This is a genomic window from Pseudomonas sp. Z1-12, from assembly GCF_051132015.1.
GTDB lineage: Bacteria > Pseudomonadota > Gammaproteobacteria > Pseudomonadales > Pseudomonadaceae > Aquipseudomonas > Aquipseudomonas zanjanensis.
The window spans coordinates 2,060,122-2,084,649 of the sequence record NZ_CP071647.1 but is presented as its reverse complement, the minus strand read 5'-3'; the positions used below and the strand labels follow the sequence as shown (position 1 = coordinate 2,084,649).

General features: G+C 61.2%; 19 protein-coding genes. 7 read left to right on the top strand and 12 right to left on the bottom strand.

All coding sequences use genetic code 11. From position 1 onward, the window contains the following. The first annotated feature begins 173 nt into the window (after positions 1–173). Together lexA and sulA are read left to right on the top strand one after the other, a co-directional pair. The gene (lexA, locus tag J3P85_RS09250; protein ID WP_003199651.1) at positions 174–782 is read left to right on the top strand and encodes a transcriptional repressor LexA; all 609 of its coding nucleotides are present in this window, start codon (positions 174–176) and stop codon (positions 780–782) included. Between the two features lie 10 nt (positions 783–792). Next, the gene (sulA, locus tag J3P85_RS09245; protein WP_003199648.1) at positions 793–1,266 is read left to right on the top strand and encodes an SOS-induced cell division inhibitor SulA; all 474 of its coding nucleotides are present in this window, start codon (positions 793–795) and stop codon (positions 1,264–1,266) included. A gap of 71 nt (positions 1,267–1,337) precedes the next feature. Here sulA and J3P85_RS09240 read toward each other — a convergent pair whose 3' ends face one another. The 7 genes from J3P85_RS09240 to J3P85_RS09210 all read right to left on the bottom strand — a co-directional run bounded on the left by J3P85_RS09240 (position 1,338) and on the right by J3P85_RS09210 (position 9,782). After that, positions 1,338–1,571 (bottom strand): hypothetical protein, encoded by a 234-nt coding sequence (locus J3P85_RS09240; protein ID WP_250962697.1) that lies wholly within the window; start codon positions 1,569–1,571, stop codon positions 1,338–1,340. Between the two features lie 106 nt (positions 1,572–1,677). Next, the gene (locus tag J3P85_RS09235) at positions 1,678–2,202 is read right to left on the bottom strand and encodes a DUF6586 family protein (RefSeq protein WP_434705555.1); all 525 of its coding nucleotides are present in this window, start codon (positions 2,200–2,202) and stop codon (positions 1,678–1,680) included. Positions 2,203–2,429: 227 nt separating this feature from the next. Beyond that, positions 2,430–5,042 carry a type I DNA topoisomerase gene (gene topA, locus J3P85_RS09230; RefSeq protein ID WP_434705554.1) on the bottom strand — a complete coding sequence of 871 codons (2,613 nt, stop codon included), beginning with the start codon at positions 5,040–5,042 and terminating at the stop codon, positions 2,430–2,432. 115 nt (positions 5,043–5,157) lie between these two features. Then, positions 5,158–5,394: a DUF1653 domain-containing protein gene (locus tag J3P85_RS09225; protein ID WP_003199644.1), complete on the bottom strand. Its 237-nt coding sequence runs from the start codon at positions 5,392–5,394 to the stop codon at positions 5,158–5,160. Between the two features lie 109 nt (positions 5,395–5,503). After that, positions 5,504–6,679 (bottom strand): acetyl-CoA C-acyltransferase FadA, encoded by a 1,176-nt coding sequence (fadA, locus tag J3P85_RS09220; protein ID WP_053120718.1) that lies wholly within the window; start codon positions 6,677–6,679, stop codon positions 5,504–5,506. A gap of 31 nt (positions 6,680–6,710) precedes the next feature. Continuing rightward, a complete protein-coding gene (gene fadB / locus J3P85_RS09215; protein ID WP_434705553.1) occupies positions 6,711–8,858 on the bottom strand; it encodes a fatty acid oxidation complex subunit alpha FadB in 2,148 nt (715 codons plus the stop codon). 486 nt (positions 8,859–9,344) lie between these two features. After that, entirely contained in the window at positions 9,345–9,782 is a 438-nt protein-coding gene (locus J3P85_RS09210; protein ID WP_186705232.1) for a hypothetical protein, read from the bottom strand. 101 nt (positions 9,783–9,883) lie between these two features. On the opposite strand from J3P85_RS09210, the gene J3P85_RS09205 reads away from it, so the two are divergent. Further along, complete coding sequence (locus tag J3P85_RS09205) at positions 9,884–10,324, top strand: universal stress protein (protein WP_060738415.1); 441 nt, start codon at positions 9,884–9,886, stop codon at positions 10,322–10,324. 105 nt (positions 10,325–10,429) lie between these two features. Here the strand turns inward: J3P85_RS09205 and J3P85_RS09200 are convergent, their stop codons facing one another. Further along, positions 10,430–12,346 (bottom strand): ATP-binding cassette domain-containing protein, encoded by a 1,917-nt coding sequence (locus J3P85_RS09200; RefSeq protein ID WP_186705233.1) that lies wholly within the window; start codon positions 12,344–12,346, stop codon positions 10,430–10,432. 213 nt (positions 12,347–12,559) lie between these two features. On the opposite strand from J3P85_RS09200, the gene J3P85_RS09195 reads away from it, so the two are divergent. Next, the gene (locus tag J3P85_RS09195) at positions 12,560–14,488 is read left to right on the top strand and encodes a transglycosylase SLT domain-containing protein (RefSeq protein WP_434705552.1); all 1,929 of its coding nucleotides are present in this window, start codon (positions 12,560–12,562) and stop codon (positions 14,486–14,488) included. Between the two features lie 206 nt (positions 14,489–14,694). Here J3P85_RS09195 and J3P85_RS09190 read toward each other — a convergent pair whose 3' ends face one another. Next, positions 14,695–16,461, bottom strand: a complete 1,767-nt coding sequence (locus J3P85_RS09190) for an ABC transporter transmembrane domain-containing protein (protein ID WP_434705551.1) — start codon at positions 16,459–16,461, stop codon at positions 14,695–14,697. A 257-nt stretch (positions 16,462–16,718) separates the two neighbouring features. Here J3P85_RS09190 and J3P85_RS09185 point away from each other — a divergent pair, with 257 nt between their 5' ends. Then, entirely contained in the window at positions 16,719–16,898 is a 180-nt protein-coding gene (locus J3P85_RS09185; RefSeq protein WP_186705236.1) for a PA1571 family protein, read from the top strand. 234 nt (positions 16,899–17,132) lie between these two features. Here the strand turns inward: J3P85_RS09185 and pdxB are convergent, their stop codons facing one another. Further along, positions 17,133–18,272 (bottom strand): 4-phosphoerythronate dehydrogenase PdxB, encoded by a 1,140-nt coding sequence (gene pdxB, locus J3P85_RS09180; RefSeq protein WP_434705550.1) that lies wholly within the window; start codon positions 18,270–18,272, stop codon positions 17,133–17,135. A 293-nt stretch (positions 18,273–18,565) separates the two neighbouring features. On the opposite strand from pdxB, the gene J3P85_RS09175 reads away from it, so the two are divergent. Next, positions 18,566–19,969, top strand: a complete 1,404-nt coding sequence (locus J3P85_RS09175; RefSeq protein WP_434705549.1) for an MATE family efflux transporter — start codon at positions 18,566–18,568, stop codon at positions 19,967–19,969. Here the strand turns inward: J3P85_RS09175 and tusA are convergent. Together tusA and rlmM are read right to left on the bottom strand one after the other, a co-directional pair. Then, positions 19,966–20,217, bottom strand: coding sequence for a sulfurtransferase TusA (tusA, locus tag J3P85_RS09170; RefSeq protein ID WP_434705548.1), 252 nt, complete (start codon positions 20,215–20,217; stop codon positions 19,966–19,968). The genes J3P85_RS09175 and tusA overlap by 4 nt on opposite strands. A gap of 198 nt (positions 20,218–20,415) precedes the next feature. Then, positions 20,416–21,489 (bottom strand): 23S rRNA (cytidine(2498)-2'-O)-methyltransferase RlmM, encoded by a 1,074-nt coding sequence (gene rlmM, locus J3P85_RS09165; protein WP_186728209.1) that lies wholly within the window; start codon positions 21,487–21,489, stop codon positions 20,416–20,418. Between the two features lie 172 nt (positions 21,490–21,661). Here rlmM and acnA point away from each other — a divergent pair, with 172 nt between their 5' ends. After that, on the top strand, positions 21,662–24,403 hold the full coding sequence (acnA, locus tag J3P85_RS09160; RefSeq protein WP_434705547.1) for an aconitate hydratase AcnA: 2,742 nt from the start codon (positions 21,662–21,664) through the stop codon (positions 24,401–24,403). Positions 24,404–24,528: the final 125 nt, after the last annotated feature.

Sequence of the window (24,528 nt, the reverse complement as noted above, 5' to 3'; positions counted from 1 at the left end):
GGCGTTTTGCGAACGGTCGGTCACGTATTTAACCACACCTTTTCACAGGTGGTAGCCCTGCCCCAACCAACAAGCCGACCGACCGTCCAGCGGCCCGCGAAAAAAGGAGGATTGCCAAGCGGCGCCTACTGTATATAATCCCAGTCACTGTATAAAAAGACAGAGCGATCAATATGCTAAAGCTGACGCCACGCCAAGCAGAGATTCTGGCCTTCATCAAACGCTGCCTCGAAGACAATGGCTACCCGCCGACCCGCGCGGAAATCGCCCAGGAACTGGGTTTCAAGTCGCCCAACGCGGCTGAAGAACACCTCAAGGCGCTGGCGCGCAAGGGCGCGATCGAAATGACCCCGGGCGCATCCCGTGGCATTCGCATCCCTGGCTTCGAAGCCAAGGCCGACGAAACCACCCTGCCGATCATTGGCCGGGTCGCGGCAGGCGCACCGATCCTCGCCCAGCAGCATGTCGAGGAATCCTGCAATATCAACCCTTCGTTCTTCCATCCCCGGGCCGATTACCTGCTTCGGGTACACGGCATGAGCATGAAGGACATCGGTATCTTCGACGGTGACCTCCTGGCCGTCCACACCACCCGCGAAGCCCGCAATGGCCAGATCGTCGTGGCGCGCATCGGCGACGAAGTGACCGTCAAGCGCTTCAAGCGCGACGGCAGCAAGGTCTGGCTCATCGCCGAGAACCCTGAGTTCGCCCCCATCGAAGTGAACCTGAAAGATCAGGACCTGGTCATCGAAGGCTTGAGCGTCGGCGTCATTCGCCGCTAAAGGAGGCTTTATGCAGTTCCCTCACACACCACAACACACACAACTTCCGCTGTTCGAGGCATTCATGGCCCAACCGCTGGTTCCAGTCCTGAAAGAGGTCATCGAGTCGCCCTGGGGCGTCGAACCCGAGGCTTTCAGCGAACTGTCGTTACGTGGTGCGGCCGGAAACTGCCTGAACCTGCTGGCGCCGATTCTGCGAGAACTCAGCCAGGACCAGGATGCTCGCTGGTTGACGCTGATCGCGCCCCCGGCCAGCGTTACCCAGGCCTGGCTGCGGGATGCCGGCCTGAACCGTGAACGCATCCTGTTGCTGCAGCCACGGGGCACCCAGAGTGCCCAACAGTTGACCTGCGAAGCCTTGCGCCTGGGCCGTAGCCACACCGTGGTCAGTTGGCTCAACCCATTGACCGCGACCGCACGGCAACAGTTGATCAGCGCCGCCCGCACCGGGGACGCACAAAGCCTGAATATTCGATTGGGCTAAGACAAACGCGGGGCTTCTCCAAGACAGAGAAGCCGGTCAGTCACATTTTTCAAAAAAGCCGACAGGCGGGGTTAATGAAGGACCCGCGGCCCCTCGTCCTTGTTGAATTCGCCTTCAACCAGGCGACCGGCCATCTGGACGCCCACGCTCAGCATCGCCTTGGCGACTTCGACGTGTTGGCCTTGGAGGAACACCTTGGCATCTTCGGAGAAGTTCAGGGTAACCAGAGAACCCTCGTCCTCGGCCCTGCGCAGCTCGATGCGGCCATCAGGAAGTTCGACAATTTCTAGAAAGGACGTAGGCATAAAAGTCTGTTCTCCACGAAAGGCGAGGATTATATAGTCATCGGCCAGGCTCCGCTCGGGATCTTGACCAAGCGTTATCAATGGACGTAAAGGGCCGAAGGGAAACTCAGCACTCGTTCAACCCTTCACGAAAGCGTATCGCCAAGCCCTTGAGGTTCTGGCGCCAACTCTCCAGCTCTTCCCGGCTCAGCTCCTGCTCGGGATCCTGCTCGTCCAGATTGACCGCCACGATCAACGGCTGGGTCACGTCCCCCTTGGGCTTGCGCGGGGCTCGTGGCGGCTCGAACAGCGCCGCATGGGCCGCCAACAGCTTTGCCAGCCAGGTTTCCGGGTTGTGTGCCAGCTCGACCATTTCGGCCATTTCCGGGATGGCGATGGTTTCCAGCACTTCGCGGGTCAACAGCAGCTCGGCCCGCGGCGCATTCGCTTGTGGCAGGCGATAGAAACCCGCGATTTCATGGCATAACCCCAACAACGCACCGTATAGGTGAAACAGCGCGGACTCACGCCCTGCCTGGAGCAGCGCCGGGGAATTTATCGCACGCCCGTCTTCAGCCCGGGTGAGCGCTTCGAGCGACAGACCGGCGAAATAGATTTTCTGATTGGTGCGGGTATAGAGTTCGTGGGCCATGGCGGCATCTCCCCAACGAAATGAAAGCTTCACGCAAGTGCGACAGTGTCGTGGATCAACCAAGACCACTGCAAGCCAAAAACAAAAAGGCCACATGAAAACCTATGGGTTGTCATGCGGCCTTTTTGTTCAGTCGGGCCCTATCGAGGACGGCTGTGCCGCCCAGCGGGAGCAAGCTCCCTCGCCACGGGAGTCTCGCTTAGCCCTTCCTCCTAACAGGCGTTCAATCAACGCTTGTCTTCAACCGTCCACTTACCGCCATCGTAATAGGCCTTCCAGCCGGTCGGCTTGCCGTCGACTTCGGTCTGCACGTACTGCTCCTTGGTCTTGCGGCTGTAGCGAATGACCGCCGGACGCCCTTCCGGATCCTTCTGCGGTGCTTCACAGAGGAAATGGTACTTCGGATCGATCTCGTCCTTGTGCGGCACGATCTCCATCACCAATGGCGCACGGGTCTCACGGTTTTTCGGGAACTGGCTGGCTGCCAGGAACAGGCCGGAGGCGCCGTCACGCAGGATGTAGGTGTCGTTGACCTTCTCGCATTTGAGCTCAGGCATCTTCACCGGGTCCATCTTCGGCGGCGCCGCGTCACCGCTCTTGAGCAGTTTGCGGGTGTTCTTGCAGGTCGGGTTGGTGCAACCGAAGAACTTGCCGAAACGGCCGGTCTTGAGCTGCATCTCGCTGCCACACTTGTCGCATTCCAGGCTCGGGCCTTCGTAGCCCTTGATGCGATAAGTGCCCTCTTCAATCTCGTAGCCGGCACAGTCCGGGTTGTTACCGCAGATGTGCAGCTTGCGCTTTTCATCCAGCAGGTAGGCATCCATCGCCGTGCTGCAGATCGGGCAACGATGCTTGCCGCGCAGTACCAGGGACTCCGACTCACCCTCGTCGTCCGCAGCGATTTCGTCGCCCGGCACCAGGTTGACGGTAGCCTTGCAGCGCTCCTTGGGCGGCAGGCTGTAGCCCGAGCAACCGAGAAACACGCCAGTCGAGGCGGTACGGATTTGCATCGGACGCCCGCAGGTCAGGCACGGGATGTCGGTCATGACCGGCTGGTTGGCGCGCATGCCGCTGTCAGGGCTTTCGGCTACTTCAAGTTTTTTCTTGAAGTCGCCATAGAATTCGTCGAGGACATTTTTCCAGTCCCGTTCGCCCTGAGCTACATCGTCGAGGTTTTCTTCCATGCCGGCGGTGAAGCCGTAGTCCATCAGGTTCGAGAAGCTCTCGGACAGACGCTCGGTGACGATGTCGCCCATCTTTTCCGAATAGAAACGACGGTTGTGCAGCGCCACATAACCGCGGTCCTGGATGGTGGAAATGATCGCGGCGTAGGTCGAAGGACGGCCGATGCCGCGTTTTTCCATTTCCTTGACCAGGCTGGCTTCGGAGTAACGGGCCGGCGGCTTGGTGAAGTGCTGGGTCGGATCGAGCTTGATCAGCTTCATCACGTCGCCCTGGGCCATGTCCGGCAGGACATCGTCATCCCCAGGCTTGGTGATCTGCGGCATGACGCGGGTGTAGCCGTCGAATTTCAGGATGCGCCCCTTGGCGCGCAGCTCGAAGTCGCCGGCACCGACGCTGACCGTGGTGGACAGGTATTGCGCCGGCAGCATCTGGCAGGCCAGGAACTGGCGCCAGATCAGCTCGTAGAGACGCTCGGCATCGCGCTCCATGCCCGACAGCTTGCTTGGCTCGGTGTTGGCATCGGACGGACGAATCGCTTCGTGAGCCTCCTGCGCGCCTTCCTTGCTGCTGTAGACGTTCGGCGTCTCCGGCAGGTACTTCTTGCCGAACTCGCTTTCTATATAAGTGCGCGCCATTGCCACGGCATCGGCCGACAGGTTCGTCGAGTCGGTACGCATGTAAGTGATGTAGCCGGCTTCGTACAAACGCTGGGCCATCATCATGGTTTTCTTCACGCCAAAGCCCAGGCGATTGCTCGCGGCCTGTTGCAGCGTGGAGGTGATGAACGGCGCGGACGGCTTGCTACTGGTCGGCTTGTCTTCGCGCTTGACGATGCTGTAGCTCGACGCCTTGAGCTTCTCCAGCGCCGCCATGGCCTGGGCTTCATTGAGCGGCTTGAAGGCTTCACCCTTCTCGCGGGCCACGTCGAAGCGCACAGTCGCGCCCTTGGCAGTGCCGAGGTCGGCGTGGACTTCCCAGTACTCTTCAGGGATGAACGCCCGGATTTCCCGCTCGCGCTCCACCACCAGCTTCACGGCGACGGACTGCACGCGACCAGCCGACAGGCCGCGGGCGATCTTGGCCCACAGCAGCGGCGAAACCATGTAGCCCACCACGCGGTCGAGGAAACGCCGCGCCTGTTGGGCGTTGACTCGGTCGATATCCAGCTCGCCCGGCTGGGAGAAGGCTTCCTGGATGGCCTTCTTGGTGATTTCGTTGAACACCACGCGCTTGTAGCGGCTGTCATCCCCACCAATGGCTTCGCGCAGGTGCCAGGCAATGGCTTCCCCTTCGCGGTCCAAGTCCGTCGCGAGATAGATGGTGTCGGCATCCTTGGCGAGCCGACGCAGTTCTTCGATGACCTTTTCCTTGCCTGGGAGAATCTCGTACTTGGCTTTCCAGCCGTGTTCCGGATCGACCCCCATGCGTGAGACCAGCTGCTTGCGCGCCTTGTCTTTCGGCGACAGCGCCGGCGCTTCACCGGCAGCAGCCTTGCCGCGCTTGGCGGCTGGCTCCTTACTGGCGCTAGCCGAACCGCTGGTGGGCAGGTCTCGGATATGGCCGATACTCGACTTCACCACGTATTGGTTGCCCAGATACTTGTTGATGGTCTTGGCCTTAGCCGGGGATTCCACAATGACCAGCGATTTGCCCATGGATCAGAAAATTCCTGAATTCTAAAAAGTGAAAGGCGGTTGGCGCCTGACGCGGCACCGCTATATATAGTGGCTGCAAGGTGAGGTCAAGCGCAGGGTTGCCCGCATGCCGGCCTCAAGGCTTGGAAAAAATGCTCTCCTCGGCCTGCACCAAAGCAAAGCGTGGCACCTGTTCGCCGTCAACCTCGACGGACTCCTCGAACATGCTCAAGGGACGCACCCAAAAGCCGTAATCGCCATACAGGGCTTGATAGAAGACCACTTCTTCCTCGGTCTCGGAATGCCGCGCAATGCTGAATACGCGGTACTGCGGACCTTTGTAATGCTGGTAGAGCCCAGGTTGTATCGGCATGCTTTGGCCCTCACTCAAATCTTTTCAAAATAAAAACAAAATCTTTTTGTACTAACCCCGAAAAAACAAAAACCGGGGCACTTGGCCCCGGCTTCCATCGACGCAACGCTTAGACGCGTTCGAAGACAGTGGCGATGCCTTGGCCGAGGCCAATGCACATGGTCGAGACACCGAAGGTGCCGCCATTCTGCTTCATGACGTTGAGCAGCGTGCCGGAGATACGCGCACCGGAGCAACCGAACGGATGACCCAGGGCGATCGCGCCGCCGTGCAGGTTAACCTTCTCGTTCATCTTGTCGAGCACTTTCAAATCTTTCAGCACCGGCAGGGCCTGTGCGGCGAAAGCTTCGTTGAGCTCGAAGAAGTCGATATCGGCGATACTCAGGCCTGCACGCTTCAAGGCTTTCTGCGTGGCCGGTACTGGACCATAGCCCATGATCGCCGGGTCCACACCCGCCACGGCCATCGAACGAATCACTGCCATCGGCTGGATACCCAGGTCCTGGGCACGCTGGGCCGACATCACGATCATGCACGAGGCACCGTCGGTAATCTGCGATGAAGTACCCGCTGTCACGGTGCCACCCTTCGGATTGAAGGCCGGCTTCAGGGCCGCCAGGCTTTCCAGGGTGGTTTCCGGACGAATGGTTTCGTCGTAGTCGAACAGCTTCAGGAAGCCATTCTCGTCATAGCCCTGCATCGGGATGATCTCGTCCTTGAACTTGCCTTCCACGGTCGCCTTGTGGGCGAGCTGGTGGGAGCGCACGCCAAAGGCGTCCTGCTGTTCGCGGCTGATGCCGTGCATCTTGCCCAGCATTTCCGCGGTCAGGCCCATCATGCCCGAGGCCTTGGCCGCGTACAGGGACATGTGCGGGTTCGGATCGACGCCGTGCATCATGCTCACGTGGCCCATGTGCTCGACACCACCGACGACGAACACATCACCATTGCCGGTCATGATCGCCTGGGCGGCGGTGTGCAGCGCGCTCATGGACGAACCGCACAGGCGGCTGACGGTCTGGCCGGCCGCGGTGTGAGGAATCTGGGTCATCAGCGAGGCCATGCGGGCGATGTTCCAGCCCTGCTCCAGGGTCTGGTTCACACAGCCCCAGATCACGTCTTCGACTTCGTTGGGGTCGACCTTGACGTTGCGCTCCAGCAGCTTGCTGATCAGGTGCGCCGACATGTCTTCGGCGCGGGTGTTGCGGTGCATGCCGCCCTTGGAGCGGCCCATCGGCGTACGACCGAAGTCGACGATCACGACGTCTCTAGGATTCAAGCTCATAAAATGTTCTCTCGCTCTAGTCGTTGGGCGCTTAACCGAAGAAGCGTTGGCCGTTCTTGGCCATTTCACGCAGCTTCGCGGTCGGGTGGTACAGCGCGCCCAGATCAGCGTACTGGTCAGCCAGGGCAACGAACTCGGCCACACCGATCGAATCGATGTAACGCAGCGCACCGCCACGGAATGGAGGGAAACCGATACCGTAGACCAGACCCATGTCGGCTTCGGCGGCGGTTTCGACAATGCCGTCTTCCAGGCAACGCACGGTTTCGAGGCACAGCGGGATCATCATCCAGTTGATGATGTCCTCGTCGGTGACGTCGCGCTGCTCGTAGACGATCGGCTTGAGCACTTCCAGCACCGACGCATCGGCAACTTTCTTCTGCTTGCCGCGCTTGTCGGTCTCGTAGGCGTAGAAGCCCTTGCCATTCTTCTGGCCCAGGCGCTTGGCTTCGTAGAGCACGTCGACAGCCGAACGACGGTCGTCTTTCATGCGGTCCGGGAAGCCTTCAGCCATGACGTCGCGACCGTGGTGGCCGGTGTCGATGCCGACCACGTCCATCAGGTACGCCGGGCCCATCGGCCAGCCGAATTTTTCCATGATCTTGTCGATGCGCACGAAGTCCACACCGGCGCTGACCAGCTTGGCGAAACCGCCGAAGTATGGGAACAGCACGCGGTTGACCAGGAAACCCGGGCAATCGTTGACGACGATCGGGTTCTTGCCCATTTTCTTGGCGTAGGCCACGGTGGTGGCAACAGCCAGCTCACTGGACTTCTCGCCACGGATCACTTCCACCAGCGGCATCATGTGCACCGGGTTGAAGAAGTGCATGCCGACGAAGTTCTCCGGACGCTTGAGGGCCTTGGCCAGCAGCGAGATGGAGATGGTCGAGGTGTTCGAGGCGAGGATGGTGTCCTCCCTGACCTTGTCTTCGACTTCAGCCAGTACCGCCTGCTTGACCTTCGGGTTCTCGACAACCGCTTCGACCACCAGGTCGACATGGCCGAAATCGCCATAGGACAGGGTCGGACGAATGCCGTTGAGCACTTCGGCCATCTTCGCGGCGGTCATGCGCCCCTTGTCGACGCGACCGACCAGCAGCTTGGCGGCTTCGGCCAGGCCCTGCTCGATCCCGTGTTCGTTGATGTCCTTCATCAGGATCGGCGTACCTTTGGACGCCGACTGGTACGCGATACCACCGCCCATGATGCCGGCGCCGAGCACGGCGGCCTGCTTCACGTCACGGGCGATTTCGTCGTAGGCCTTGGCCTTTTTCTTCAGTTCCTGATCGTTGAGGAACAGGCCGATCAGGCTTTGCGCAGCCGAGGTCTTGGCCAGCTTGACGAAGCCGGCGGCCTCGACTTCCAAGGCCTTGTCGCGACCGAAGCTTGCGGCTTTCTGGATAGTCTTGATCGCTTCGACCGGCGCCGGGTAGTTCGGGCCAGCTTGACCGGCCACGAAACCCTTGGCGGTTTCGAAGGCCATCATTTGTTCGATGGCGTTGAGCTTGAGCTTTTCCAGCTTCGGCTGGCGCTTGGCCTTGTAGTCGAACTCGCCGCTGATGGCGCGCTTGATGGTTTCAAGGGCCGCTTCCTGGAGCTTGCCAGGCTCGACCACCGCATCCACGGCGCCGACTTTCAGTGCGTCTTCGGCACGGTTTTCCTTGCCGGCGGCAATCCACTCGATGGCGTTGTCGGCACCGATCAGGCGCGGCAGGCGCACGGTACCGCCGAAGCCCGGGTAGATGCCCAGCTTGACTTCCGGCAGGCCGATCTTGGCCGTGGTGGCCATGACGCGGTAATCCGCCGCCAGACACATCTCCAGGCCGCCACCCAGGGCGATGCCGTTGATGGCCGCGACGGTCGGTACGTTGAGGTCTTCGAAGTCGCTGAAAATACGGTTGGCTTCGAGGTTGCCAGCGATCAGTTCGGCATCGGGCAGCTTGAAGTTGTCGACGAATTCGGTGATGTCGGCACCGACGATGAACACGTCCTTGCCGCTGCTGACGATCACACCCTTGATCGAAGCATCTGCCTTGATAGTGTCTACGGCCTGACGCAATTCATTCAGGGTTAGACGGTTGAACTTGTTGACGGACTCACCCTTGAGGTCGAATTTCAGTTCGACGATGCCACTTTCAAGAGCCTTAACCGTGATGGCTTTACCTTCGTAAATCATCAACTGATCTCCACGATATGGAAGCTGAACAGTACACGTTGGACGCTGGCCACTGGTTCGACACTGACGTTACCGTCGATGCTACGCCAATCCGCCAGGCACACCCGTCAACGCGATAGTCGGGGTCTGTAGGAGCGTTCTGAAATACAAACGCTCAATTCATACGCCCGTTTGATTTGGGTACGTCACCTTCACGGAATTTCCGACAATTGTCAATCGCCCTAAACACGGGCGAGAACGCGACTTTACGGTCATTTCCGTACCGTACGGATCCGCAACACGGCGCCGCATGTGCAGCTATTCATAGGATCAATCATTAGAAAAATCGCCCTAATTCCAGACATATCGGGTCCAGCCGACTACGCTGTCGGGAATGCGATTGAAATTTCAGGAACGAAGGGCGCTGCGAACGCACGCCCTGACACGAGATGGATTACCGGCCTGCCTGGCCAACCGCCCGATGAGACTGTCGGGCTTTTTTATGCCTCAGGCCAGCGCCTTGAGCGTGCTGGCAATGTCTTGCAAAACACTGGCTTCGCCTTTTTCGCCCCAGTACACCGCAATCATTTGCCGGTCGGCTTCGACTTTGTAGACGTTGGCCGGCAATTTTTCGAAATGATTGAGCAAGGATTCATCCTGGCAGACTTCCCGCCACTGATTGGCCCAGACGCCCGGTGCCGTCTGCCAATAGCTCCAACAGGCCGGCTGGTTGCCTCGCCGAGGCCGATAGTACTGGGCACAAGGGTTTGGCGGCTGCTGGCCGAGCCAGTGCGGCCACTCCTGTGGCGCCAGTTGCATGGCCAGGCCCAGGCGTCGCGCTTCCATGCGCAGGGCCATCCGACCGTTCTGTACACGGGACGGACGCAACCATGCCAATGGGCTTAACACTACCAACAGGATTGACAGCACTATCCAGACCGTCATATTCGTACTCCCCGATTCTGATGAGCCATTGACCCAGGTCGCCGTCAATGCGCTTGAAACCAGCCATACTTACCGTATCGCAATTCTCTGGAGTGCCTTCCATGTACTACAACCACGTTCTGGTCGCCGTTGACCTCACTGAAGAATGCGATCCGGTCGTCAAGCGCGCCCTCGCCCTTTGCGAAGGCCGAGACACCCAGCTGTCGCTGGTGCATATCGTCGAACCAATGGCCATGGCCTTCGGCGGCGACGTGCCGATGGACCTTTCCCAGTTGCAGCAGCAGCAATTCGACCAGGCCAAGGAACGCCTTGACCGACTGATCGTGAAATACCCGGCCCTGAAGAAGGAGTTCAGCCACTTGACCTACGGCCAGCCACGCCAGGAGATCCATCACCTGGCCAAGGAACAGGGTTGCGACCTGATTGTCGTCGGCAGCCATGGTCGCCATGGCCTGGCGCTGCTGCTGGGCTCGACTGCCAACGATGTGCTGCATGGCGCGCCTTGCGATGTGCTGGCGGTGCACCTGGTCAAGCGCACATAAACCCAGACCCTGACCTTGTGGGAGCGAGCTTGCTCCCACAGGGATTGCGGCTCAAATAGAAATCCCGGCACTCATGACTGAATGCCGGGATTTTTTAGCACGAGATCAAGCGTCCAGCTCGGCCCAGCGCTCGACCAATGCATCCAGCTCGGCCTGCAGTTGTTCCAACTGTGCGATCACCTTGGCGGTTTCGGCCGCTGGCCGCTGGTAGAACCCGGCGTCGGCCATTTCGGCTTCCACCGCGGCGATCTGCTGCTCCTTCGCATCGATATCGCCCGGCAGAGCCTCCAGCTCGCGCTGCAGTTTGTAGCTGAGCTTTTTCTTCGCCGGGGCCGGAGCTGCGGCGGCAACAGGCGCGGGCTCGGCCTTGACCACCGCCGAATTCAGGTCGGCCTTGCCGGACTTGCTCTCGGTGACCCCAAGCAGACGCGGCGAGCCGCCCTGGCGCAGCCAATCCTGATAACCACCGACGTATTCACGTACCAGGCCTTCGCCTTCGAACACCAGGGTGCTGGTGACCACGTTGTCGAGGAATGCCCGGTCGTGACTGACCATCAGCACGGTGCCGTTGAAGGTCAACAGCACTTCTTCGAGCAATTCCAGGGTTTCCACGTCCAGGTCGTTGGTCGGTTCGTCGAGCACCAGCAGGTTCGCTGGCTTGCTGAACAGCTTGGCCAGCAACAGGCGGGCGCGCTCACCGCCCGACAGCGCCTTGACCGGCGTACGGGCACGCTGTGGACTGAACAGGAAATCGCCGAGGTAGCTCAACACGTGACGGCTCTGGCCATCGATGTCGATGAAATCGCGGCCTTCGGCCACGTTGTCGATCACGGTCTTTTCCAGGTCCAGCTGATGACGCAACTGGTCGAAGTAGGCAACGTCGATCTTCGTACCCTCCTCCACCTTGCCATTGGTCGGCACCAGGCCGCCAAGCATCAGTTTGAGCAAAGTCGTCTTGCCGGTGCCGTTGGCCCCTAGCAAGCCGATGCGATCGCCACGCTGCAGGACCATGGAGAAGTCCTTGATCAGGAACGGGCCGCCAGGGTGGGCGAAGCTCACGTTTTCAAGGACCATCACCTGCTTGCCGGACTTGTCGGCAGTATCCAACTGGATATTGGCCTTGCCGGTACGTTCACGGCGTTCGCTGCGCTCAACGCGCAAGGCCTTGAGGGCCCGCACACGGCCTTCGTTGCGGGTGCGACGAGCCTTGATGCCCTGGCGAATCCAGACTTCTTCCTGGGCCAGTTTCTTATCGAACAAGGCATTGGCGGTTTCTTCCGCCGCCAGCGCCGCTTCCTTGTGCACCAGGAAGCTGGCGTAGTCGCCGTTCCAATCGATCAGGCCGCCGCGGTCCAGTTCAAGGATGCGCGTCGCCAGGTTCTGCAGGAAGGAACGGTCGTGGGTGATGAACAGCACCGCCCCCTGGAAGTCCTTCAGGGCTTCTTCAAGCCAGGCGATGGCGCCGATGTCCAGGTGGTTGGTCGGTTCGTCGAGCAGCAGCAGGTCGGGCTCGGAGACCAGGGCCTGGGCCAGCAGGACGCGGCGACGCCAACCGCCGGACAACTCGGCGAGGGTCTTGTCGGCCGGCAATTGCAGGCGGCTCAGGGTGCTGTCGACCAGTTGCTGCAGACGCCAGCCGTCGCGGGCCTCGAGGTCGTGCTGCACGTGCATCAACTTGTCCAGGTCGGCGTCGGTGACGATGTTCTGGCTCAGGTGGTGATACTCGGCCAACAACGCGCCGACACCGTCCAGGCCTTCGGCAACCACGTCGAACACGGTCCGCTCGTCGGCCACCGGCAATTCCTGGGGCAATTCGCCGATCTTCAGGCCCGGCGCACGCCAGACCGAGCCGTCGTCAGGCTTTTGATCGCCCTTGACCAGCTTCATCATGCTGGACTTGCCAGTGCCGTTGCGGCCGATGATGCACACCCGCTCACCACGGGCGATCTGCCAGGACACCTTGTCCAACAACGGCATAGCGCCGAAAGCAAGGGACACATCGCTGAATTTGAGCAGGGTCATGAGCTTCTCCAAAAACCGGGCGCGCATTCTACCTGAGATGAGGCCTCAAGGGTCCGCCAATTTCGCCACTGAAGCACTCTGCACGACAAATGTTGCGAACTTGCACCGACAGCCCTGCAAAGCTTTCGCCGGCTGCTGGCAAAAGGCTAAGCTACAGACAGTTACCCTGGGTTAACCCTTGGGCTTGTCATGTTTTTTCTGCCCGGACGTCTCATGCGCAGTCGCCTTTTCAGTGTTTTATCGTGTCTTTTTGTATGTGCCACTGCCGTTCAATCCGCTCAGGCGGTGGATATTTCCACTCAGCGCCAGTATTACAACGAGGCCAAGCGGGCCTTGGCCAAGGGTGACTCCGGCCCTTACTTTCGCTACAGCCAGGCCTTGCGCGACTACCCGCTGGAGCCGTACCTGGCCTACGATGAACTGACCGCTCGCCTCAAGAGCGCCAGCAACGCCGAAATCGAAAAATTCCTCGCCGAGCACGGTGACCTGCCCCAGGCCAACTGGATGAAACTGCGCTGGTTGCGCTGGCTGGCCGAGCGCGGCGATTGGGCGACCTTTGTCAAGTATTACGACCCCAAGCTCAACTTCACCGAATTGGACTGCCTCAACGCTCAGTATCAGCTCAGCCATGGCCTTAAGGCCGAAGGCTATGCCAATGCCGAAAAGCTCTGGCTCACCGGCAAGTCACAGCCCCAGGCCTGCGACGCGCTGTTCGGCCAATGGGCATCCCAGGGCCAGTTGACCGAGCAGAAACGTTGGGAGCGCACCAAGCTGGCCGCCCAGGCGCGCAATTATCCGCTGGCCAACAGCCTGGTCAGCGGCCTGACCACCCTCGCCCCCCGTGGCAAGTTGCTGGTGGACGTGGCGCAAAAGCCTGAGTTGCTCAACCAACCCTCGCGCTTCAGCCCGGCCGACGAACCGATGTCCGACATCGTCAGCCTCGGCCTGCGTCGCCTGGCCCGCCAGGATCCGGAAAAAGCCATGGCGCTGCTGGACGGCTACGCCAGCACCATGCATTTTTCCCGAGATGAAAAAGTCGCGATTGCCCGGGAAATCGGCTTGACCCTGGCCAAGCGCTTTGACAGTCGCGCCCTGGACGTGATGACCAAATACGACCCGGAACTGCGCGACGACACCGTTTCGGAGTGGCGCTTGCGCCTGCTGCTGCGCCTGGCCCGTTGGGACGATGCCTACCAACTGACCCGCCGCCTGCCCGAGTCACTGGCCAGCACCAACCGCTGGCGCTACTGGCAAGCCCGTACGCTGGAGCTGGCGCAGCCGCAAAACCCCGAGGCCCTTGCGCTCTACAAGCATCTGGCCCGTGAGCGGGACTTCTATGGCTTCCTCGCCGCCGACCGCTCCCAGTCGCCGTACTCGCTCGTCAACAAGCCATTGGTGATGAGCCAGGCGCTGATCAATAAGGTGCGCAACACACCGGGCGTGCGTCGTGCGCTGGAGTTTCATGCCCGTGGGGACATCGTGGACGGACGCCGCGAGTGGTATCACGTCAGCCGGCATTTCAACCGGGACGAAATGGTCGCCCAGGCGAAACTGGCCTATGACCTGAAATGGTATTTCCCGGCCATTCGCACCATCAGCCAGGCCAAGTACTGGGACGACCTGGACATCCGTTTCCCAATGGCCCACCGCGACACCCTGGTGCGCGAAGCCAAGGTGCGTGGCCTGCATTCGAGCTGGGTCTTCGCAATCACTCGCCAGGAAAGCGCCTTCATGGACGACGCCCGCTCCAGCGTCGGCGCCGCAGGCCTGATGCAACTGATGCCTGGTACCGCCAAGGAAACCGCGCGCAAGTTCAGCATTCCCCTGGCCTCCCCTCAACAAGTGTTGAACCCGGACAAGAACATCCAGCTGGGCGCGGCCTACCTGAGCCAGGTTCACAGCCAGTTCAACGGCAACCGAGTCCTCGCCTCGGCGGCCTACAACGCCGGCCCCGGTCGTGTGCGCCAATGGTTGCGCGGTGCCGATCACTTGAGCTTCGACGTCTGGGTGGAAAGTATTCCATTCGACGAAACCCGCCAATACGTGCAGAACGTGTTGTCATATTCGGTGATCTACGGCCAGAAACTCAACTCGCCGCAACCGCTGGTGGACTGGCATGAGCGGTATTTCGATGATCAGTGAGCATTAGCGCAAGCTGTTCTTGAGAAGAAAAAATGCCCGCTTCGAAAGATGCGGGCATTTTTTTGCTCGGTTACTGGGTCGGTTGATGCCCCCTGTGGGAGCGAGCTTGCTCGCGATGACGGCGGCCGCTCGACATCGATGCAAGCTGGCTCACCGCTATCGCGAGCAAGCTCGCTCCCACAGGGGGATTCATGTAGACGCCATATTTACTCGGTTGCCAACCCCACATTGAACTGCAACGCCGCCAACCGCGCATACAGCGCATTACTGGCGACCAGCTCCTGATGAGTGCCCACGGCAACCACCTTGCCCTGATCCATCACCGCGATCCGGTCGGCGTTTTTCACCGTGGCCAGGCGATGGGCAATGACCAGGGTGGTGCGGTTTTTCATCAAGCTCGGCAGGGCTTGCTGGATAAGGTGTTCGCTTTGCGCATCGAGGGCGCTGGTGGCTTCGTCCAGCAACAGGATCGGTGCGTCCACCAGCAAGGCTCGGGCGATGGCCAGGCGTTGGCGCTGGCCGCCGGACAAGCCCAGGCCGCCGTCGCCCAGGTGAGTCTGGTAGCCATCAGGCATTTTTTCGATGAAGTCATGGGCATGGGCGATCTGCGCCGCCTCGCGCACCTGTTCGGGCGTCGCCTGGGGATTGCCGTAACGAATGTTCTCTTCGACCGTGCCGAAAAACAGCGCCGGATTCTGTGAAACCAAGGCAAAGTGCCGGCGCAGGTCCAGCGGATCGAGTTGGGTCAACGGTACGTCGTCTATCAGGATCTGCCCCTGCACCGGATCATAGAAACGCAACAGCAAGTCGTAGACCGTCGACTTGCCCGCACCGGAAGGCCCGACAAGGGCCAGGGTCTCGCCGGCCTTGACGCTCAGGTCGAGACCGTCGACCGCATAACTGTCCGGCCGGGACGGATAGGAAAAACGCACGCCTTCCAGGCGCAGATCGCCGCGGACCCGCACCGGCAAGGTCACCAGGCCCGTGGCCGGCGGCTGGATGATATTTTCCGAGCGCAGCAGCTCGGCAATGCGCTCTGCCGCGCCGGCCGCCCGCTGCAACTCGCCGATGACTTCGCTCAGGGTCCCGAAGGCACTGCCGACGATCAGGCTATAGAACACGAACGCCGCCAGCTCGCCACCGGAAATCCGCCCGGCGATCACATCCATGCCGCCGACCCAGAGCATCACCCCCACCGCCCCCAGTACGAGCACGATCACCAAGGTGATCAGCCAGGCCCGCTGGGCGATGCGCTTGCGAGCGGTGTCGAAGGCCTGCTCCACCGTCACGGAAAAACGTTGTTCGTCCTGGACCTGATGGTTGTAGGCCTGCACGGTCTTGATCTGGCCGAGGGTTTCGGAGACATAGCTGCCGACGTCGGCAACACGGTCCTGGCTCTCGCGTGACAAGCTGCGCACTCGTCGACCGAAGATCAGGATGGGCGCCAATACCAGCGGCAAGGCAATCACTACGATGCTGGTCAGCTTGGGATTGGTGATAAACAGCAACACGATACCGCCCACCACCATCAGGGCGTTGCGCAAAAACAACGACAGCGACGAACCGATCACCGATTGCAGCAACGTCGTGTCAGTGGTCAGCCGTGACTGGATTTCCGAACTGCGGTTGTTTTCGTAAAAGCCTGGGTGCAAGTACACCAGATGGTTGAAGACCTGCCGCCGGATATCGGCCACCACCCGCTCGCCGATCCAGGACACCAGGTAAAAACGTGCAAACGTACCGATCGCCAGCCCCGCCACCAGCACCATGAACAGGCCGATGGATTGATTGAGCAAGTGTGGCGAGCGGGTCATGAAGCCCTGGTCCACCAGCAAGCGAATGCCTTGGCCCATGGACAAGGTAATGCCGGCGGTGACAATCAAGGCCAGCAACGCGCCGGCGACTTGTTTGCGATAAGGGGCGATGAAGCCGCTGGCCAGGCGTATGGCACGGCGATGTCGGGAAGAAAGCATCAAGGGCGTCCGATAATACAGCGGGAAAAGGCCGGCCCGCGCGGTCGAAACGCAGCGGAACCAGGTTGAATCAGAATGAGTCAGGTTAAATATGACCACGACGACTAGCCGCTAGATGTTATCGGTCTAAAGTCTGGCTGGAAACGCAACTGTATTTCTGATTGAGTGGAGGTGTCGCCATGAACCTACAAGGAGTGTCATGGCTCGGTCACCTGGCGACATTAAAGTAGGCACACAACCTGATGAGGAGACAGGCCATGTCCTTGCAACATAGCAGCGACGACAAGATTCAAGTAATCCGCACGCAACCGGACCAGTCTCTGGGCTGCTCGTTCATCGATGAACAAGGGCGCGAAGTACCGATCACCGAAGACATGATCCGCAAAGCCTGCGGCGAGTTGGAAAAACGACTGGTCAAGCCTGCCGAACAAAAGTGATACAGCCCGTCTCGATTGAACCCGACCTTGATGTCGGGTTTTTTATGCCGGTTGATTTTGCAGGCTTCTGTGGTCAGGCTTCTGTGACCAAGCTCTGTGATCAGGCTCTTGTGGCGAGGGAGCTTGCTCCCGTTGGGTTGCGAAGCAACCCCATGCCTTGTCGGGAGCTAAAAAGCGACGACTGCTTCGCAGCCGAGCGGGAGCAAGCTCCCTCGCCACAAGAGCGCACCGCCCTTAAAGGGTGGCACCCAGCGCAGTCACGATCTGTTGCAAGGCCGCCGACGACCCTTCGATACGCACCTTCAAGCTGTCGATTTCCCGGCGTGGCGGGTAGTGCTTGCGCAAGGCATCGAACGCACTGCGTTGCTCATCGACGGTGCCGACCAGGCTGCGGCGGAAGTTCGCATCGTCGCCACGGGGGTCGTACACGCTCCGGCACAGCGCCGCCAAGGCCCAGGCCGGGTCGGCTTCGGCGTCCAGGGTGATGCCACCCAGCCACGGCCGAGGCAACAGGTCGCTGAGGCGGACTTCAACCGGCTGTTCGAGGAACGCGCATAAAGCCTGGTAGATCTGGGCCGTGCCACGCTGGCGACCATCAAGGCTGTAGCCGGCAATGTGCGGGGTAGCGATCACGCATAAGTCTGCCAGGTCCACGTCCACGGTGGGCTCCTGCTCCCAGACATCCAGCACCGCTTGCAGGTCTTCGCGCTCCAGCAACACCTCGCGCAGCGCGGCATTGTCGATCACCGGGCCCCGGGCCGCATTGATCAGCCAGGTGCCGGGCTTGAGCTGGTTCAGGCGCGCTTCGTCGAACAGGTGCCAGGTCGGTTGCTCGCCGTCACGGGTCAACGGGGTGTGCAGGCTGATCACATCGCATTGCTCGATGATCTGTTCCAGGCTCACATAATCGCCGCCCTCAACGGCCTGACGCGGCGGATCGCAGACCTTGACGGTCCAGCCCAGGCCCCTGAGCAGCTCGATCAATCGCCCGCCCACCTGCCCTGCGCCGACCACGCCGAAGGTCCGCTGCGCGAGCGCCACGCCTTCGATTTCCGCCAGGGTCATCAGGCTGCCCAGCACGTAGTCCACCACGCCGCGGGCGTTGCAACCGGGTGCGCTGGCCCAGTGGATACCGGCCTCGGCCAGATAATCCAGGTCCAGGTGATCGGTGCCGATGGTGCATGTGCCGACGAAGCGTACCTTGCTACCCTCCAACAGCGCCCGATTGACCTGGCTGACCGAACGAACCAGCAGCACATCGGCTTGCTCGACCATCGTCCGGTCGATTCCCCGGCCCGGTACCCGGCGGATTTCGCCGAACCCTTGGAAGAACGCATCAAGCAGGGGGATGTTTTCGTCGGCGACGATCAGCATGGCAGAGCTCCTTTGGCGGGAGGGGCAGTGTAGGCGTTCCTCGCCTCGATGGGCCAGTCCATTGCCTCAGTGAACTAAATTGTGGCGAGGGAGCTTGCTCCCGCTGGCCTGCGAAGCGGGCCCAAAATGCAGGCGACTGCTGCGCAGTCGAGCGGGAGCAAGCTCCCTCGCCACAACAGCATCCGCACGATTGAGAAAGCGATTACAAATCCACAACACAGCTTTTTTCCTGACCACAGCGTCAAGGCGTAGAATTCGCCGCCTTGCGCTAATTTCTCTCGGACGCTTCGCCTGTGAATCCTGTCATCGACTCTCCTGCCACCCTTTCCCGCCCGGCCCGGGTGCGTCTGGAATTCAAGACCCTGCTGGCCTTGGCCGTGCCGATCATGGTGGCGCAACTGGCGACCACCGCCATGGGCTTTGTCGACGCGGTGATGGCCGGTCGGGTCGGCCCACGGGACTTGGCGGCCGTGGCCCTGGGCAACTCGATCTGGGTACCGGTGTTCCTGTTGATGACCGGCACATTGCTGGCGACCACGCCAAAAGTGGCCCAGCGCTTCGGTGCCGGCACGTTCGACGAAATCGGGCCGCTGGTGCGCCAGGCACTGTGGCTGGCACTGGTTGTGGGGTTGCTCGCGACCCTGGCGCTGTTCAGCGCCGAACCAATCCTGCACATCATGAAGGTCGATCCCGAATTGATCGGCCCCTGCATGGAATACCTGCGCGGCATCGGCGCGGGCCTGCCGGCCGTGGCGCTGTATCACGTGCTGCGCTGCTTCAGCGATGGCCTGGGCCGCACGCGACCGGCAATGGTGCTGGGGCTGTGCGGACTGGCATTGAACATTCCGCTCAATTACATCTTCATCTACGGGCACCTGGGCGTGCCCGCCATGGGCGGCGTCGGTTGCGGCTGGGCCACGGCCATCGTGATGTGGTTCATGACCCTGGGCATGGCCGGTTGGGCCCGTTGGGCACCGGCCTATCAGTCGAGTCGGTTGTTCAGCCGTTTCGACTGGCCGCAATGGACAGTGATCAAGCGCCTGCTGGGCATCGGCCTGCCGATTGGCATCGCGGTGTTCGCCGAGTCGAGTATTTTCGCGGTGATCGCGCTGCTGATCGGCAGCCTCGGGGCCACGGTGGTGGCCGGGCACCAGATCGCGCTGAACTTCAGCTCCCTGGTGTTCATGATCCCCTACTCCCTGGGCATGGCTGTCACGGTGAGGGTCGGCCAGGCCTTGGGCCGTCGCCAGCCCCGTGAAGCGCGCTTCGCCGCCGGGGTGGGCATGGGCACGGCCCTGGCGTACGCCTGCCTGTCGGCGAGCCTGATGTTCGCACTGCGCGGGCCTATCGCGGCGATCTATACCGCCGACCCGGTGGTGATCGAAGTGGCGTCGATGCTGATCGTCTACGCGGCGCTGTTCCAGTTTTCCGATGCGATCCAGGTCACGGCTGCAGGGGCGCTGCGCGGCTACCAGGACACCCGGGTGACGATGATCCTGACCCTGTTCGCCTATTGGGGCATCGGCCTGCCGGTGGGCTACGCGCTGGGCCTGACCGACTGGCTCGGCGCGGCCAGCGGCCCGAGCGGGTTGTGGCAAGGCCTGATCGTAGGCCTGAGCTGCGCGGCGCTGATGCTGTCGATCCGCCTGACACGCAGCGCGCGCAAGCAGATCCGCGTCAGCCACTCGCCGGATTAAGCGATTTTCTTGCGGATCCAGTAGAGGTAGGTGCCAGCCTCTTCCTGCTGGGCCACCAGTTCGTGATCCAGGAACACGCAAAACTTGGGGATGTCGCGGCGAGTCGAGGGATCGGTGGCGATGACTTTCAACAGGCCACCGGGGGCCAGGTCACGGATGTGCTGGTGCAGCATCATCACCGGTTCCGGGCAATTGAGGCCCGTGGCATCCAGTGTGCCGTCGACCGGCGTGTCGTTCATTTCACTCATGTTCTACTCCTGAAACTGGCCGGCATTGTCGCGCAATGCCGGCGCTCTTAACAGATGTACATCAGCCCTGTGGCGAGGGAGCTTGCTCCCGCTCGGCTGCGAAGCAGTCGTCACTTTTAGGAGTCCAACAGGACATTGGGGTTGCTTCGCAACCCAGCGGGAGCAAGCTCCCTCGCCACAAAAGCTCGCTCCATAGCTTCAGCGGGACTTCGGCTTTTTGGTGTCCAGCCGCCGCAGATGGCACGTCACTTCCTCGCGGTCGTGGTACAGCTGCTTGCAACCGATCTCGACCTGGATACCCCGGGCCTTGAAACCCTCGGCGATGCGTTCGAGCAGGCGTTTCACCTCGGCATAACGCTGTTTCATAGGCAGTTTGAGGTTGACCACAGCCTCGCGGCAATGCCCTTCGCCAATCCACTCCTCCAGCATCGCCGCGTTGCGCGCGGGCTTTTCGACGATGTCGCAGACCATCCAATCCACCGGCTGCTTGGGCTTGAACGTGAAGCCGTCCGCCATCAAGTGCTGCACCAGGCCGGTATCCATCAGGCTTTCGGCCATCGGGCCGTTGTCGATGGCCGTCACCAGCATGCCGCGGTTGACCAGTTGCCAGGTCCAACCGCCCGGCGCGGCACCGAGGTCCACGCCGGTCATGTCACTGTGCAGGCGCTCGTCCCACTGGTCCCGGGGGATGAAATGGTGCCAGGCTTCTTCGAGCTTGAGGGTGGAGCGGCTTGGCGCCTCCCGGGGGAACTTGAGACGCGGGATGCCCATCGGCCACATCGCAGAGTTATCCGCGTCCGCCAGGCCCAGGAAGACTTCACGGCCACTCTTGAAGGTCAGCAGCAGGCGCGGCTTGCGCGGATCGTCCACCAACTTGCCGGCCCCGCTCAACGCCTTGCGCAGCGGGCCTTCGAATTTCTTGCAGAAGTTCGACAGTTCCTTGCCGTCATTGGTGTCGACCACCTCCAGCCACAGGCTGCCACAGACCGGGAAGCCGCTCATGTGGGCCAGGATGACGCTGATACGGTCGGTTTCCGGCAAGTCAATGAACGTGCCCCGCGCCCACTGGCGCGGGAAAATCAGCTCGGCAAAACGCTGCCCACGCATCAGCCGTTCGGCGCCGTCCTCTTGCGTGCAGACAAATTCGGCGCAGGCGCTGGCCGGCTTGGCCTTGGCATAGCCGGCCACGTTGAGCCGAGCCGCATGTTCGGCGATCTCGGAACAGACCTCGCCTTCGAAGCCCGGCCGGCAGTGCATAAAAAGCGTGTTCATTGAAACTCCGTAGCAAAGCCTGTCACGAAAACCGCCGCATGATAGCGGAGTTCGGAACCACGAACCTTGCAATAGAGTCCAGTGATTAGTCATACGCTTAAAACAGGGCTAGGTTAAAGGCTCTGTCCGTTCCGTCAGTCCGTAGCCGTGCGGACTCAAAGGAGTGATTTCAATGCCGTCCCTCGATAGCCTGAAAACCCTTAAAACACTGCAAGTCGACGCCAGGACCTACCACTATTTCAGCCTGCCGGATGCCGCCCGAAGCCTGGGCGACCTCGACAAACTGCCCATGTCCTTGAAGGTGCTGCTGGAAAACCTGCTGCGCTGGGAAGATGAAAAAACCGTCACCGGCGCCGACCTCAAGGCCCTGGCCGGTTGGCTCAAGGAGCGCCGCTCCGACCGCGAGATCCAATACCGCCCGGCCCGGGTATTGATGCAGGATTTCACCGGCGTCCCCGCCGTGGTCGACCTGGCCGCCATGCGCGCCGCTGTGGAAAAGGCCGGCGGCGACCCCCAGCGGATCAACCCGCTGTCCCCCGTGGACCTGGTGATCGACCACTCGGTGATGGTGGACAAGTTCGCCAGCAGCCAGGCGTTCGAGCAGAACGTCGACATCGAAATGCAGCGCAACGGCGAACGCTACGCCTTCCTGCGCTGGGGCCAGAGCGCCTTCGACAACTTCAGCGTGGTGCCGCCGGGCACCGGCATCTGTCACCAGGTCAACCTCGAATACCTGGGTCGCACCGTCTGGACCAAAGAGGAAGATGGTCGCACCTACGCCTTCCCCGACACCCTGGTGGGCACCGACTCCCACACCACCATGATCAACGGCCTCGGCGTACTGGGCTGGGGCGTCGGGGGGATCGAGGCGGAAGCAGCGATGCTGGGTCAACCGGTGTCGATGCTGATCCCCGAAGTCGTTGGCTTCAAACTCGTCGGCAAACTGCGCGAAGGCATCACCGCCACCGACCTGGTGCTGACCGTCACGCAGATGCTGCGCAAGAAAGGCGTGGTGGGCAAATTCGTCGAGTTCTATGGCGATGGCCTGGCCGACCTGCCCCTGGCCGACCGCGCCACCATCGCCAACATGGCCCCGGAATACGGCGCCACCTGCGGGTTCTTCCCGGTGGATGACGTGACCCTGGACTACCTGCGCCTGTCCGGGCGTCCGGCTGACACCGTGAAGCTGGTGGAGGCCTATTGCAAGGCCCAGGGCCTGTGGCGTCTGCCCGGCCAGGAACCGGTGTTCACCGATACGCTGGAACTGGATATGGGTAGCGTCGAGGCCAGCCTCGCCGGCCCTAAACGCCCTCAGGACCGGGTCTCGCTGCCGAATGTCGGCCAGGCCTTCAGCGACTTCCTGGGGTTGCAGGTCAAACCCACCAGTAAGGAAGAAGGCCGCCTGGAAAGTGAAGGCGGCGGTGGCGTCGCGGTGGGCAATGCCGACCAGGTGGGCGAAGCCGAGTACGAATACGAAGGCCACACCCATCGCCTGAAAAACGGCGCGGTGGTGATTGCCGCGATCACCTCGTGCACCAACACCTCCAACCCCAGCGTCATGATGGCCGCCGGGCTGCTGGCGAAAAAGGCCGTGGAAAAAGGCTTGGTTCGCAAGCCTTGGGTCAAGAGCTCCCTGGCACCGGGCTCCAAGGTGGTCACTGATTACTACAACGCGGCCGGCCTGACCGAATACCTGGATAAACTCGGTTTCGACCTGGTGGGCTATGGTTGCACCACCTGCATCGGCAACTCCGGGCCGTTGCCGGACCCCATCGAAAAAGCCATCCAGAAAGCCGATCTCACCGTGGCCTCGGTCTTGTCGGGCAACCGCAACTTCGAAGGCCGAGTGCATCCACTGGTGAAGACCAACTGGCTGGCCTCGCCGCCATTGGTGGTCGCCTATGCCCTGGCCGGCACGGTGCGCATCGACATCAGTAGCGAGCCGCTGGGCAACGACCGGGACGGCAAACCGGTGTACCTGCGGGACATCTGGCCCAGCAGCCAGGAAGTCGCCGCCGCCGTGGCCCAGGTCAACACCAGCATGTTCCACAAGGAATACGCCGCTGTGTTTGCCGGTGACGAGCAATGGCAGGCCATCGAGGTGCCGCAAGCGGCCACCTATGTCTGGCAGGACGATTCGACCTATATCCAGCATCCACCGTTCTTCGACGACATCGGCGGGCCGCCACCGGCGGTCAGGAACGTCGAGGGCGCCCGAGTGCTGGCCCTGCTGGGGGACTCGGTGACCACCGACCACATCTCCCCGGCCGGTAACATCAAGGCCGACAGCCCAGCCGGTCGTTACCTGCGCGAACAGGGCGTGGAGCCACGGGACTTCAACTCCTACGGTTCACGGCGTGGCAACCATCAGGTGATGATGCGCGGCACCTTCGCCAACATCCGCATCCGCAACGAAATGCTCGACGGCGAAGAAGGCGGCAATACGATCTACATTCCCAATGGCGAACGCATGCCGATCTACGACGCCGCCATGCTGTACCAGGCCGCGGGCACGCCGCTGGTGGTGATCGCCGGCCAGGAATATGGCACCGGGTCGAGCCGGGACTGGGCGGCCAAGGGCACCAACCTGTTGGGGGTCAAGGCGGTGATCGCAGAGAGCTTCGAGCGCATCCATCGCTCCAACCTCGTGGGCATGGGCGTGCTGCCGTTGCAGTTCAAGCTCGACCAGAACCGCAAGAGCCTGAACCTTACAGGCAAGGAAACCCTGGACATCCTCGGCCTCAATGACGTCGAACTGACGCCGCGCATGAACCTGCCCCTGGTCATCACCCGGGAGGACGGCAGCCAGGAGCGAATCGAAGTGTTGTGTCGGATCGATACCTTGAATGAAGTGGAATATTTCAAGGCCGGCGGGATTCTTCACTATGTCTTGCGACAATTGATTGCCGCTTGAAAAAAACCGCCACGATGGCGAACAAGAGCCTGGACAAATACCTGTGGGAGCGAGCTTGCTCCGGGCGGCGTTCCGACGATAGGGTCAGTTCAGTCAACATTAATGTTGGCTGATCCACCGCTATC